Below are 12,559 nucleotides of genomic sequence, written 5' to 3' on the forward strand. Positions count from 1 at the left end.
TGCCTCTCAGGCCGCCAGCGGTTCGACCTCGACCGTCACGTGCGAAAGCTCGTGGATATGCTCGAGCTTGCGGCGGTAGCTCGACGGACTTTGCGGATTCTTCGTCACCAGCGAAACGATGGCACCGTGGTGGCCGGGCCCAAGCTGCCACACGTGCAGATCGGTGATCCGATCCCCGTCCCGCTCGATTGCCGCGCGTATTTCGTCGGGCAGGTCCTCGCCCGGCGGAATGTAATCGAGCAACACGCTACCGCTGTCTCGTATCAGGCCCCATGACCAGCGGGCAATCACCAGCGCGCCGACAATGCCCATCATCGGATCGAGCCATATCCAGCCAAAGACGCTGCCGGCCGCAAGCGCGACAATCGCAAGGACCGAGGTGAGCGCGTCCGCCAGCACATGCAGGTAGGCGGCACGCAGGTTGTTGTCCCGCCCCTGGGCCGAGACGCCATGGTGGTGCTCGTGATGGTGATGATGGCCGTGGTGATTGTGACTATGGTGGTGATGTGAATGATCCTCACGAAGCAGCCAGGCACAGGCGAGATTGACCGCAAGTCCGAGTACGGCCACCGAAATGGCCTGCGGAAAACTGATTGCCACCGGATCGGCAAGCCGCAAGAGGCTTTCCCAGCCGATCAGCAGCGCGATCAAGGCAAGTACGATCGCGCTGGAGAAACCGGCGAGATCGCCAAGCTTGCCCGTACCGAAGGTAAAGCGTGGGTTGCGCGCGTTACGCCGGGCATAGAGATAGGCGAGCGCCGCGATGAGCAGGGCCGCGGCGTGTGTCGACATGTGCCAGCCGTCGGCGACCAATGCCATGGAACCGTAAAAGGTACCGGCGGCGATCTCCGCCACCATCATTCCCGCAGTCAGTGCGATGACGGACCAGGTGCGCCTTTCGTTGCGCTGGTGATTGTCGCCGAGGAATACATGATCATGACCAGTGGGCGCCGGTGAATGGGTTTCGCTCATTTCAGGTATCTCCTGACGATTTCGATCAGTTCGGCAGCGCCCTCTTCGCGCTCTCCTTGAGATTCGTGGCCGGCGACGTGGCCGCGAATATGATCTTCGATCAGTTCGATCGTCAGCCCGTTGACTGCACCGCGCACGGAGGCGACGAGGTTGAGAATATCGCCGCAGGCCTGGCGAGCTTCGAGCGCACGCTCGACCGCTTCCATCTGCCCCTTTAGCCGGCGGACACGGGCGAGCAACTTTTCCTGATCTCTGATCGTGTGGGACATAGCATAGGGGGGTACCCTATTTCAGACGCCCATGCAAGCCGCGCCGTCGCTGTGTTGCCTTGACGCCGGGCCACGAAGCTGCGCGATCTCCAATGCGTCTTGTCAGATACCGACATCCAGACTCCGCGAAGATGAAAAGTCGCTGGCGGCAAAGTCGCAACTCAGGCGCTGTTGCGCAGCTTTCGCTCAGTTTGCCTCATTTTTGCTCGATTACGTCATCGCGGTCCGTGATCTTGTCGCATTCCATATACTCGTCGATCCGGCCCGCGAGAGGCCCGGGCCGATGGATGTCGCAATGCGAAATTTCTTCCCAGTCGCGGCTTTCCATGCCAATGTCGCAATTCGGCAAGCTGAAGCGCATATTCCAAGCGACGAATATACGAGCCTTAATGCATGTCGCCCAAAAGTGCGCAGCGGTTTGGGGCTGACGACATGCACGGAAGCGACGACCTGAAGTGCGTCGCATGAATTCTATCTCTGCAACGTGCTTTAGCCTGGGAGGTTCTATGCACAAACCGCTGACGAAGAAGCGCTCGCTCGTCTTCTTTCTGGTGCCAAACTTTTCGATGCTGCCCTTTTCGGCGGCGATCGAGACACTTCGCATCGCGAACCGGATGCTCGGTTATGAAGCCTATACGTGGCGTCTCGCCTCGACCGACGGGCAAAAGGTCTATTCGTCGGCGGGCATTGCGCTCGAAGTCAACACCTCGCTCGCCGACGAACGCAAATATCTCGGCGGAGAAAGCCGCCCATCGATGGTGCTGGTCTGTTCGGGCGTCTATGTCGAGGACTTCCAGAACAAGTCGGTGAATGCATGGCTGCGCGAAGCCTATAATCGCGGCATCGCCGTCGGCAGTCTCTGTACCGGCGCCCATGTGCTCGCCTCGGCGGGCCTGCTCACGGGCAAGCGCTGCGCGATCCATTGGGAAAACCTGCCGGGCTTCTCCGAGAGCTTCCCCCAGGCCGATGTATATGCGGACCTCTACGAGATCGACGGCAACATCTACACGTGCGCCGGCGGCACCGCCTCACTCGACATGATGCTGAACCTGATCGATCAGGATTTCGGCGAGAACCTCGTCAACCGCGTATGCGAACAGGCGCTGACGGATCGGGTGCGCGGGCCGCACGACCGCCAGCGGCTGCCGCTGAGAGCGCGTCTCGGCGTCCAGAACGCAAAGGTCCTGTCAATCATCGAATTGATGGAGAGCAACCTCTCCGAGCCGCTGTCGCTACTGGAGATCGCAGAAAGCGCGGACCTGTCTCGCCGTCAGATAGAACGGCTTTTCCGCCAGGAAATGGGCAGATCGCCTGCCCGCTATTATCTGGAAATCCGCCTCGACCGCGCCCGGCACCTGCTTATCCAGTCGTCCATGCCGGTTGTGGAAGTCGCCGTCGCCTGCGGCTTCGTTTCCGCTTCGCATTTCTCGAAGTGTTACCGCGAGCTTTACAACCGCTCGCCGCAGCAGGAACGCGCCGAGCGCAAGCTGACGCTGCAGATGGCACGGTAGATCGCATCGTTTTCGGAACGATTGAACAACGAGGCCTTCATTGGGCGGCACCGGCAACTGCCGGTGCTGATGTCCACGTCAACGCTTATGACGGACACTGCGTCTCGCTCTGCTGTTTTCTCCTGAATCCGGCCCAAATCAATCGGCGCCGGTCGCCGAATGGCGATCGTCCTTCAGGCCGGAATCTTGGTCCTCGAGTTCAACGTTCTCACCTTGGTGAGGGTATCGAGGTTCTGATTGACGCGGCAGTAGAACTCCTCGTTGACGAAAGGACGGACGACAAAATCGTTGCCGCCGGCTTTGAGGAACCGGGCGGAAAGCAGCCGGTCCGTCGACGACGACACACCGATGATCCTTAGCTGATGCGGGCCGTGGGCGGCGCGGATTCGCCGCGTAAGTTCGAAACCGTCGATATCGGGCATGTTGTAGTCGGTTATGACGAGGGCGATGTCCGGATTGCTCTTCAGGATTTCCAGCGCCGCAGAGCCGCTTTCCGCCGAGCTCGTTCTGAAATTGTAGCGCTTCAACTGCGTCGTCAACACGGCCCGGGCCGTCGCACTATCGTCGACGATCAACACGTGATGCTGCTGGTTCGTCAGGAAACGGCAGACGGATTCTGCCAGCATATCGACAGCAAAGACGCTGTCCTTGATGACATAATCGACAATGTCCTTGGCGAGGATCGCCTCGCGCGTGCTTTCCTGAAACGAGCCGGTGAAGACGATCGTCGGTACGCTCATCTCGATCAGGTAGGTGAGCGCTTCGCCGTTCTCGGCGCCTGGAAGGTTGATATTGGAAATTGCCAGAGATGGCGCGAAGGAAGCGTTTTCGACCGCGAACTGCAAGTCCTCGTAGTCGCGACAGACGATCACGTCGATATCGAAAAGCTCCTTCAGCCGCTTCGAGACCATCGAGGCAAAGAGGTTGGAGTCCTCGGCAAGCACGATACGGTGTTCGCCGAGGGATTCGCCGGAAAAGTACATTCCGGAAATGCCGAAGAATGACATTGATCGCCTATGAAAAAGAGTGTCCCCGGAAGGCACCCTAGGAGCAAAACGCTTTATCCGGTGTTAATGGGCGCACTCATCCCGATGTCCGGCGAAGACATCCCTCAAACGAAGACCACATCATCCGCCGAAAGGTCGGCAAGTGCGACCTTGTCCAGCAACAGACCGAATGTATCGGATCCGTTCAAGGCGATATAGAGCCCGTCTTCGGTTTCCGTCGCGGCGGCAACCAGGTCGGCGAAGCTCTCGATGCGCGTCGTGTCGGGTGCATAGCCGGTAAAGCGCAGCAGGTCGCCTCCGTCCGCATCGAAATCCGTGATACGATCCACACCTGAGAACGAAAATGTATCGGACGACCAAAGGAAGGTATCTGCGCCTGCTCCGCCCGTCATGACATCGTCACCCGCGCCCCCCCAAAGCACGTCGCTTCCGGCGCCGCCGTCCAGACGGTCGCTGCCGGCGTTGCCGGCGAGCTGATCGTTGCCTCCAAGAGTGCGGATGGTATCGTTCCCCGAGCCGCCGGACAGCTCGAATCTCTCGATACCGGTGAAGATCAGCGACGTACCCAGCATGCCGGTCGAAGCGTCGAAATTCGTGCCCGGCAGGGGATCGACGACGCGCAACGTATCGCTGCCGGTCCCGCCATCGATAAAGCCTGATGGCGCAACCACCTGGATAAGGTCGTCGCCGGCGCCGCCGTCGATATATGTCTCTCCGTCGCCGAAACTCGTTCCGCCGTCGTAGATGTCATCGTTCCCATCGCCGCCGACGAGCACGTCGTTTCCGCCGGCACTGATCAGGATGTCGTCGCCAGCGCCCCCATAAAGGGCATCGTCGCCGCTTCCGGAGGCGACATAGTCCCTGCCGCTGCTGCCGGCGACATAATTGTCGCCCTCGCCCATATGGGCGCTGAGCGAAGACAGATTTCCGGCAATCAGCGTATCACTGCCGCCGCCGAGATCCACGCTGGCAACCTCGATCCCGCCGATCCGCGTGCCCGTCGAGGCAAACCCCTGTCCGAAATCGACGGTGACGTCGTCGGTTCGCCCTTCATCGAAGATGGATAGTTTATCCCAGCCGCTCCCGCCGTCGATCACCGCGGAGGAAAGCGTGGTGATGATGATGTCGTTGTGGTCGCCGGCAAAGATCCGGTTCGCGCCAACAGTGTCGTTGATGATGTCGCCGCCGCTGCCTGTGTCGATCGTGTCGTCGCCGAGCATGCTGGTGCCGTCGTCGCCGTCGACGCCATATGGGCCCACGACGTCGTTCCCGGCGCCGGTCGAAATGATGTCGTCGGTGGCGGCGCCGAAGATCCGGTCGTTGCCGCTGCCGGTCGTCAGCACCAGCCGCTCGATGCGATTGAAGAAGATGTGTTCCCAATTCGCCGTGTTGTAGCCGATGATGCCGTGCCCGTGCTCGCCGCTGAACCGGACGTCCGAGCTGACGCTCGACAGGTCGACCACCAACGTATCGACGCCGGCACCGCCTGTAACCGCGCCGCCGGTCCCGATCAGGCTGATGAGATCATCTCCCTCGCCGCCGTCGAGTCGGTCATAGCCGCTCCTGCTTGTCAGACGGTCGTTTCCCGCCCCGCCGTCGACGAGGTCATCGCCGCCGCCAGCTTCGATCTCATCGGCGCCGGCTAGACCCCAGATGCGATCCTTCTCCCCGGTTCCAGATAGCGTATCGTCTCCGGCCGTCCCCACGACTGTGGTCATGTCGCTCTTCCCCCATGAATTGCGAAGCATGCCACTAATATTAAATTTCAAAGTATAAATCGAGACGTGGCCGCAAATATTTTTCAATCTGTAAATATAGATTACATTACTTCAAATATATAATTACTTTGTACCCAAACCGAAATGCGGCCTGACCGCCCGCCGATTTCCGTATAAGATGTGTTCATGAGCGAGGCCCAAACCCTTTTCGATGTGCTGCGCCATTCGGCAAGGACGGAGGTCGCCGATGCATTCGAGCGGCTCGTTCTGGATGCACCCGATCACAAGCTTTGCCGCGTCAATGCGCTCGCATTCGCCGCGCGCGAGGGACTCGACGAGGAAGAGACGATCGCAGGCTTTCTGCATGCCTCGCGCCTGGGAATTTTCGAGCTTTCCTGGAACGTGCTCTGTCCCGGTTGCGGCGGTGTGCTTGATGCCAACACGTCCCTGAAGACGGTGCAGAGTACGGAATATACCTGCGCGCTGTGTGCCGCCGGTTACGAACCGACGCTCGACGAGATGGTCGAAGTCACCTTCACGATCAGTCCGCGCGTGCGCCACATAGGGGCACATACGCCGCATGAATTGCCGCCGGCCGAATATTTCCGCCAGATCTACTGGGGTTCCGGCATCGACCTGCCGGAAGAGGATTACGAAGCAAAGGTCGATGAATTCCTGCTGGAGGCGCTGGAACTGCCGCCTGGCGAGAAAGCCGTGATCTCGCTGCAGCTTCCCGCGGAGTTCGTCATCGTCTTCGAGCCGGTGACGCATGCTGCGCAATTCCTGGATGTGAGCGGCGAACCGACAAGGGAAAGGAGGAATCTCGGGCTCGTCTTCGATCGCTCGCACCGCCATCACGAGACGCTGAGCTTGCCGCCCGGCCCCTTGCGCGTTTCGGTGGAGAACCACGCCGAAGTTCGTACCCTGCCCTCGATCTGCGTGGCAGGCGAAGCGCTGCATGCCCTGCTCGGCCGCCGTCGGCCGTTTCTCACCGCCAAGCGGCTGCTCTCCAACCAGACATTCCGCGACATCTACCGCACCGACACGCTCGATGTGGACCAACGGCTGAAAATCACCAGCCTTACTTTCCTCTTCACCGATCTGCGCGGCTCGACGGAACTCTACGAGCGCGTTGGCGACCTCGCGGCCTTCGACCTGGTGAAAACGCATTTCAACGTCTTGAACGAAATCGTCGCGGCCGAGACCGGCGCCGTCGTCAAGACGATCGGTGATGCGGTTATGGCAACTTTTCCAGCGCCCGACCGGGCCATCACCGCGGCAATGCGGATGCGCGAGGCAATGCGCAAACTCAACGAAGAGCGCGGCAGCGAGGACCTGCTCCTCAAGATCGGCATCCATGAGGGGCCATGCATCGCGGTCAATCTCAACGACCGGCAGGACTATTTCGGCCAGACCGTCAACATCGCCTCGCGCGTCCAGCATCTCGCCACCTCGCGTGAGATCTTCGCGACCGGCTCCGTCCTCGAGGATCCGCGAGCATCCAGCGTGCTCTCTGATCGGGGCCTAAGCCCGGTGGCGCACAACGTGGCGCTAAGAGGGATCGCCAACGAGATCAGTATTTTTGCGATCCCGTGAGCCGCTCATACGCCAAAGTTCTCAAAGAAATTCTTGCAGCTTGTGGCGCTTCTGTCGGCATCGGCCTTCGTCCAGCGTCCTTGCTTCGGTAACACCACGAACGAGGAGAGCAGGAATGAGAAAGATCATCGTTGGCGCATTCGTAAGCCTTGACGGAATCATGCAGGCGCCGGGCGGACCACACGAAGACCCGGTCGGCGGCTTCGACCATGGCGGCTGGGCCGCTCCCTATTTCGACGAAACCATGGGACAAGCGGTGGACGAGATGTTTTCCAGGCCGTTCGATCTTCTGCTTGGTCGGAAGACCTATGACATCTTCGCCGCACACTGGCCCTATGCCGGCCCTGACGATCCGATCGGTCCGCTCTTTGACCGGATCACCAAATATGTCGCTACGCGCAACCCCGATCTGAGGCTCGACTGGCAAAATAGCCGTACTCTCGGCTCCGACCCGGTAGCAACGCTCAAGAAACTCAAGAGCGAGGAAGGCCCCGATCTGTTGACCCAGGGTTCGACCGATTTCCTGCAGACCCTGTTCAGCAATGATTTGATAGACGAGATGTACATCTCGTACTTTCCGGTCGTGCTCCGAAAGGGCAAGCGGCTTTTCGGTCACGGCGCCATGCCGATGGCGTTGAAACTCGTCGGCTCAAAAGTCTCGGGGACAGGCGTCACCGTCAACCAATACGTCCGCAGCGGTCCTGTCGTGCCAGGTTCGTTCGAGTTCGAACAGCCGACCGAAGCGGAGCTGGAGCGGCGAAGAAAGCTGAGCTGATCTTCTGCCTGTGTATAGTGCCGTCGCTCGTCACTGATGCGGGGCTACGGCCCCGCAATTGTCGTGAAAAGACTCCTCCTGCGCCCCGAGGGGCGTCACTTCACAACGACGGAGCCGTTGACGATTTCGATCGTCTCGTCGCCCTGGAGTCCCACCCGGTCGCCGTTCGGCGCAGTGACGAAGCAGCCGCCGGGGCAGATCACTTCGGTCGCACCTGCATCGATTGCCACTTCGATCCGGCTCTCCCCTTCGACGATCACCAGAACAGCGGCCTCGCCGTCCGTGTTTGTAACAGTTGCGGCATAGGCCACGCCAGCCCACAGCATTGCAGGCACCAGAATAACAGCATACGTCTTCATCACATTCGGCGCACGAGCGCCGCCCCCGTTTCGGCCGGCCGCCTTCCCGTCGCGAGAAGAAGACGCAGGCCACCCCTCTAGCCGCGGCCAGCCTACCGCATATTTGCTTGATCGTAACCGATCAAAGGTCAAAAACATGCAGCAGATCGAAGTGCTGCAGGCCTTTGCGCGTCTGATAAGAAGCGCGGCGCGGCAGCGTAGAATTTCTCGAAGCGTAAGGCGTGCAGGAAAAACGATGCGGCGGCTCGAGCCGCGTCGGAGGCACCGAAAGCTGCCCGGCGATCGTATGTCTTTCGAAAGTGCCGATTAGTTTAGCCGGCCCACTTGATCCGTCGATTGTTGGCGGTCTATGCGTTTGCGACGCCGCAGGCGTTTCGGGGACAAGAAGGGTTACCACACATGGAGATTTTCACTTCCGCCGGCCTGACGGCACTGCTGCAGGTCATTGTGATCGACCTGGTGCTTGCCGGCGACAACGCTGTCGTTATCGGCCTTGCAGCAGCCGGCTTGCCGCTGGAGCAGCGCAAGAAGGCTATCCTCGTCGGCATTCTCGCCGCCACCGTGCTTCGCATCGTGCTCGCCATCTTCACGGTGCAACTGCTTGCGATCATCGGGCTCCTGCTCGCCGGCGGGCTTCTGTTGCTTTGGGTCTGCTGGAAGATGTGGCGCGAGATTCGCACTGGCGGTCACGAAGGCGTTGACGGGCTCGAAAATGCGGACGCCTCGGCCCCAAAGAAGACTTTCAAACAAGCGGCAACACAGATCGTGATAGCGGACGTGTCGATGTCGCTCGACAACGTCCTCGCCGTCGCCGGCGCCGCCCGAGAGCATCCGACCGTGCTCGTCTTCGGTCTGGCGCTCTCGATCGCGATGATGGGCATCGCCGCCAGCTTTATTGCCCGCCTGCTCAGCCGCTATCACTGGATCGCTTACATCGGCCTGGCGATCATCTTCTACGTCGCACTCGACATGATCTATCGCGGCACAATGGAGGTGTGGCCACACGTTGTGCCGGTGGCGCAGGCGCTGGCTGGGCTTTAGCGCGTAACGTTTTTCCGTGCGGAAGTGCGTAATTTCAACCTGCGGCCGGGGTCCGGCCGATAGAGAAGAAGGAGCGGCATTTCCGCTCCTTCTTCGCTTTTCCGGCCTTCGCCAACAGCACCGGCGCGTCAGGCGTTGTTTTCAGCCAGCTTAGGCCTTCTCTTTTTCGATAACAGACGGTTCGGCGCCGGCGCCTCCGGCTTCTTCCTCAGGCGTTACATCTTCGACCTTCATCGGGAACGGCGCGCCGATTCCCTCGTCACGAAAGCGCTCGTAGATCGAGACGCGAAGGTCGTTGCGAACGCCGCCGGCCGTCAGCACGTCAGCGACATAGATCCGCAATTCAAACGTCATTCGCTCGTCTTGGAAGGCCGTGAAGCCGACATTGGGAGCCGGATTCTTGAGGATCATCGGATGGGCTGCGGCGATTTCGTAGAGCAGTTCGATAACCCGGCGCGGATCGCTGGCATAGGTCACCGTCACGGCGATTTCCGACCGGCCGAGCTTGTTGCGGTGCGTCCAGTTTCCGACCGACGCGTTGATGAGCAGGGAATTCGGCATCATGATCGACTGATGCTGGAAGGTCTCGATCTCGGTCGCGCGGACGGAGATGCGCCGCACAAAGCCTTCGGTCGTACCGCTGACGATCCAGTCGCCCACCTTGAAGGGACGCTCCACCAGCAGGATCAGCCCCGAAACGAAGTTGGAGACGATGTTCTGCAGGCCGAAACCGACGCCGAGGGAGAGAGCGCCGGCAACGAGGGCGAGGCTCGAAAGATCGATGCCGGCGGCAGACAAGCCGATAAGGCCGGCAATGCCCACGCCCGTATAGCCGATGCCGGTTCGTATGGAGTTGCGCACGCCGGCGTCGACACGACTGCGCGCCATGACGTTGCCGTCGATCCAGCGCTGCACCCAACGCGTGACGAGATAGCCGAGGGCAAAGAGCAGTACTCCCGCGAGAATGCCCACCAGCGAAATCGTGATCGTACCGATCCTGATTTCGGTCAGCACCTGATAGGCCCAGGACTCGATATCCGCAGTCTTGAAGCCCCACTGCATCAATATCAGCGGGACGAAAAAGGAGAGAACGAGCACATAGATGCCGAGACCGGCAAAAAGGCCGAATTGGTCGAGCGCAACCGGCTCCAGATGGAATCGGCGCTCCAGGTAGCGCCCGGCTACCGTTTCGGCAAAGGCGCCCTGCTTGGAGACAGACTTCCCCGTAAGGAGGCCGATATAGACCGTCACCAGGATCGCGCTCGTCACCGTGATCTGGGTGGCGATGAAACGCGCCAGGCCGACATAGCCCGACAATGCAGTCGCGATAAGCGCCGCCCCCAGCAGGAGGAAGGAGAGCGAGATCACCCGCGGCCAGGCATGTCCCGGTGCATCGTAAGGCTCATCGGCCCTCAGCACAGGCCGGATCCACGCCATCGACATCAGAATGAGACCGATGATGATCGATGCCACGAAGCTTTTGGCAATCGTCAACACCACCGGGGAACCGAGCGACTCGCTGATGCTGCCGAGCAGATAGTCGAGCCCGTTGACGAGCGCCATCGCGAAGATCGGCACCATCAGCATTTTGGCACCGCGATCCGAAACACGCACGAGCCGCCAGCTCGACCGGCGCGGCGATAGCACCGCGCCTGCCAGCCTGGCTATGAAGAACAGCACGACGCCCATGGCGAGCGTGATCGCAACGATGGGAGCGATATCCGTCCGCAAGACGTTGAAGCTACTGAGGAAGAAGTAGCTCGACATAGCGAAGGCTGCGAGCGCCAGAGTGGGGATGAGCGTCGACCAGAACGCAAGCGAAAGCTGCCGGAAATAGGTGGGCTCGTCGTCTGCCTCGTCGCGCATGAGGACCGGCGAAAAAAGCCTGTAACCGCCGACCAGGAAGAGCAGCGCGGCGCAGAGCGAAAGGAAGATCGCGCTCAGCAGCGGCACGCGCTTGTAGTTCCAGGCGAATGTCAGCCAACCGCCGATGCTGCGCGACAGTGCCATCGCTTCGTGCATCGTTGCAGTGATTGCCTCGCTCAGCATCGCCGCCGAGACATCCGTATGTCTCAGCAGAGTGTTGGAGAAGATCGCCCGGCGCGTCGCGGTGATCCGGTTGGCAAGTTTCCTCGCCTCGATCGACAGGTTCTCCGCCTTGCCCGTCAGAGCATTGACCGCCCCGCGCTCCGCCAGGAGCCGTTTTCGCTCATCGGTGATGACCGCGTCTTCGGGCGGCTGTCCCTCACCGGGAGGATCGCCGAGTTCCGTGAGCCTCGCCTTGATTTCGTCGAGCCTCGGACGAGTGGGGACGGAGGCCGCGATGATCCGCTTTGAAAGCTCGTCGACCTGCACCCTGAGTTCGGCGAGCATGGCGTCGTCGTCCTCGACGGCATTGGTACGCTCGATGAGACGCTTCAGCTCCCGGTCGGCCTGGGCAAGCTGATCCTCCGCCTGCTGCAGTACCGGCGATGCGGCATCCGGCGCCTGACCGGCCCCCGTTTGCTCCGCCCGCTGTGCCGGTTCGGCCTGCGGCGCAGGCTGGCCGGATTGGGCAGGCTGGGCGGGTGCGACCGGTGCGGCCGGTGCGGCCGGCCGGGTTTGCTCAACGCTCGGCGCGGGCTCCTGCGCAACTGCGAATCCGCCGGCAGCCAGCGTCAGCGCACCGAAGGACAGGGCAATCGAAAGCGCCCTTAGTTTATCCAGGAGATGCAACATTCTACCCTTCGATAATCCCTGCGCCGCGCAGAACCGCTCCAGGCTTCGCCAAGACCGGTCTGCACATGCATAACGGCGAAAAGATGCAAACCCCTTGAGATCCAGGCGGATCCGAACAGTCTCGCGGTTCAATCCCCTTCGGAATGCCCGGCGTAGTCCGCCAGCAACTGTTCGTAATCCTCCAGCGGTGGCAACGCCGCATAGCTATGAACGGCGGATGTGCTCACCCACGGCAGCTTTTCACTGGTCCAGGTTTCGATGAAAGGCCTGCACCAGCTGGGATCGTCGAGCATGGTCGCGCGGAGATTGACGAACCAGTCCATGCCTTCCGGGCGCGTGAACATCCAGCTCATGCAATGAGGACAGAAATAGTGGCGCGTTGCGCCATGAAGGCCGCCGATGACAGGCTCGCCGCGTGTGACCTCGAAGCCTTCGCTCGGAATGGCGACACTCAACGAGAACGCGCTCCCGGTCATTCGCTGGCAGCCGGTACAATGGCATGCCATCGTGAGAAGCGGTTGCGCGCTCACCTTGATGCGGACCTCTCCGCAACGGCATCCCCCTTGCCAGGGCAGTTCTCCGGCACTCATGGT

The 12,559-nt window shown here is 60.8% G+C and carries 11 protein-coding genes; 4 read left to right on the forward strand and 7 right to left on the reverse strand.

All coding sequences use genetic code 11. From position 1 onward, the window contains the following. Positions 1–6: 6 nt before the first annotated feature. On the reverse strand, positions 7–972 hold the full coding sequence (gene dmeF / locus AC5J09_RS22340; protein ID WP_275597751.1) for a CDF family Co(II)/Ni(II) efflux transporter DmeF: 966 nt from the start codon (positions 970–972) through the stop codon (positions 7–9). Continuing rightward, the gene (locus AC5J09_RS22345) at positions 969–1,241 is read right to left on the reverse strand and encodes a metal/formaldehyde-sensitive transcriptional repressor (RefSeq protein WP_018095287.1); all 273 of its coding nucleotides are present in this window, start codon (positions 1,239–1,241) and stop codon (positions 969–971) included. Before AC5J09_RS22345 ends, dmeF begins: the two co-directional genes overlap by 4 nt. A 506-nt stretch (positions 1,242–1,747) precedes the next feature. Between AC5J09_RS22345 and AC5J09_RS22350 the strand changes: the two genes are divergently transcribed. Next, positions 1,748–2,752 (forward strand): GlxA family transcriptional regulator, encoded by a 1,005-nt coding sequence (locus AC5J09_RS22350; protein ID WP_003530649.1) that lies wholly within the window; start codon positions 1,748–1,750, stop codon positions 2,750–2,752. 173 nt (positions 2,753–2,925) lie between these two features. Here the strand turns inward: AC5J09_RS22350 and AC5J09_RS22355 are convergent, their stop codons facing one another. Together AC5J09_RS22355 and AC5J09_RS22360 are read right to left on the reverse strand one after the other, a co-directional pair. Then, the gene (locus tag AC5J09_RS22355; RefSeq protein ID WP_494298505.1) at positions 2,926–3,759 is read right to left on the reverse strand and encodes a response regulator; all 834 of its coding nucleotides are present in this window, start codon (positions 3,757–3,759) and stop codon (positions 2,926–2,928) included. A 104-nt stretch (positions 3,760–3,863) separates the two neighbouring features. Then, entirely contained in the window at positions 3,864–5,477 is a 1,614-nt protein-coding gene (locus AC5J09_RS22360) for an SMc04171 family calcium-binding repeat protein (protein ID WP_494298506.1), read from the reverse strand. Between the two features lie 186 nt (positions 5,478–5,663). Between AC5J09_RS22360 and AC5J09_RS22365 the strand changes: the two genes are divergently transcribed. Next, entirely contained in the window at positions 5,664–7,073 is a 1,410-nt protein-coding gene (locus tag AC5J09_RS22365) for an adenylate/guanylate cyclase domain-containing protein (RefSeq protein WP_102761330.1), read from the forward strand. 115 nt (positions 7,074–7,188) lie between these two features. Continuing rightward, positions 7,189–7,848 carry a dihydrofolate reductase family protein gene (locus AC5J09_RS22370; protein ID WP_018095295.1) on the forward strand — a complete coding sequence of 220 codons (660 nt, stop codon included), beginning with the start codon at positions 7,189–7,191 and terminating at the stop codon, positions 7,846–7,848. A gap of 95 nt (positions 7,849–7,943) precedes the next feature. On the opposite strand, the gene AC5J09_RS22375 is transcribed toward AC5J09_RS22370, so the two are convergent. Beyond that, a complete protein-coding gene (locus tag AC5J09_RS22375) occupies positions 7,944–8,207 on the reverse strand; it encodes a hypothetical protein (protein ID WP_164866988.1) in 264 nt (87 codons plus the stop codon). A gap of 399 nt (positions 8,208–8,606) precedes the next feature. On the opposite strand from AC5J09_RS22375, the gene AC5J09_RS22380 reads away from it, so the two are divergent. Beyond that, a complete protein-coding gene (locus AC5J09_RS22380; protein WP_018095298.1) occupies positions 8,607–9,248 on the forward strand; it encodes a TerC family protein in 642 nt (213 codons plus the stop codon). Positions 9,249–9,398: 150 nt separating this feature from the next. On the opposite strand, the gene AC5J09_RS22385 is transcribed toward AC5J09_RS22380, so the two are convergent. Together AC5J09_RS22385 and AC5J09_RS22390 are read right to left on the reverse strand one after the other, a co-directional pair. Further along, complete coding sequence (locus tag AC5J09_RS22385; protein ID WP_494298933.1) at positions 9,399–11,963, reverse strand: mechanosensitive ion channel family protein; 2,565 nt, start codon at positions 11,961–11,963, stop codon at positions 9,399–9,401. A 131-nt stretch (positions 11,964–12,094) separates the two neighbouring features. Continuing rightward, entirely contained in the window at positions 12,095–12,556 is a 462-nt protein-coding gene (locus AC5J09_RS22390; RefSeq protein ID WP_437409505.1) for a GFA family protein, read from the reverse strand. Positions 12,557–12,559 lie beyond the last annotated feature (3 nt).

This window comes from Sinorhizobium sp., assembly GCF_059070375.1.

Bases quoted from the DNA above. Each gene is read 5' to 3' on its own strand.
- AC5J09_RS22370 (WP_018095295.1), top strand. From the start codon at position 7,189: ATGAGAAAGATCATCGTTGGCGCATTCGTAAGCCTTGACGGAATCATG.
- AC5J09_RS22390 (WP_437409505.1), bottom strand. From the start codon at position 12,556: ATGAGTGCCGGAGAACTGCCCTGGCAAGGGGGATGCCGTTGCGGAGAG.
- AC5J09_RS22365 (WP_102761330.1), top strand. From the start codon at position 5,664: ATGAGCGAGGCCCAAACCCTTTTCGATGTGCTGCGCCATTCGGCAAGG.
- AC5J09_RS22360 (WP_494298506.1), bottom strand. From the start codon at position 5,477: ATGACCACAGTCGTGGGGACGGCCGGAGACGATACGCTATCTGGAACC.
- AC5J09_RS22355 (WP_494298505.1), bottom strand. From the start codon at position 3,759: ATGTCATTCTTCGGCATTTCCGGAATGTACTTTTCCGGCGAATCCCTC.
- AC5J09_RS22380 (WP_018095298.1), top strand. From the start codon at position 8,607: ATGGAGATTTTCACTTCCGCCGGCCTGACGGCACTGCTGCAGGTCATT.
- AC5J09_RS22375 (WP_164866988.1), bottom strand. From the start codon at position 8,207: ATGAAGACGTATGCTGTTATTCTGGTGCCTGCAATGCTGTGGGCTGGC.
- AC5J09_RS22345 (WP_018095287.1), bottom strand. From the start codon at position 1,241: ATGTCCCACACGATCAGAGATCAGGAAAAGTTGCTCGCCCGTGTCCGC.
- AC5J09_RS22350 (WP_003530649.1), top strand. From the start codon at position 1,748: ATGCACAAACCGCTGACGAAGAAGCGCTCGCTCGTCTTCTTTCTGGTG.
- dmeF (WP_275597751.1), bottom strand. From the start codon at position 972: ATGAGCGAAACCCATTCACCGGCGCCCACTGGTCATGATCATGTATTC.